The sequence below is a fragment of the Bacillus sp. SIMBA_008 genome (assembly GCF_046535495.1).
Taxonomy (GTDB): Bacteria; Bacillota; Bacilli; order Bacillales; family Bacillaceae; genus Bacillus; species Bacillus subtilis.
Genome location: NZ_JAWRWL010000752.1, coordinates 1 through 258, shown reverse-complemented (window position 1 = coordinate 258; position 258 = coordinate 1). Strand labels below are relative to the sequence as shown.

Annotated in this window: 1 protein-coding gene; it reads right to left on the bottom strand. The window is 39.9% G+C overall.

Annotated elements, in window-relative coordinates; all coding sequences use genetic code 11:
- On the bottom strand, positions 1-216 hold a 216-nt coding region (locus tag SB658_RS25290), incomplete at its 3' end, for a F0F1 ATP synthase subunit delta (protein ID WP_410603178.1).
- Between the last annotated feature and the right edge of the window lie 42 nt (positions 217-258).

Sequence of the window (258 nt, the reverse complement as noted above, 5' to 3'; positions counted from 1 at the left end):
ATGTGTCGAAACACCTTTGAAAGCTTCTGCAATCAAATGTTTCTTTTTGTCTGCCGTAATCTTTGGATGAACAAGAAAGTCATTCAACTCTTGGTCAGCCTTTAGAACTTTTTCAATCTCATTCAGCTCTTTTTCAGTTTCGTCTACTGCCGAAGAAGCAAGAACGATGTCAAAAAGAGCAGAAGCGTAACGCTTAGAGACAATAGTCACGCTCATCGGCTTTCGCCTGCCTCTTTAAGATACTCTTGAATCAATTTC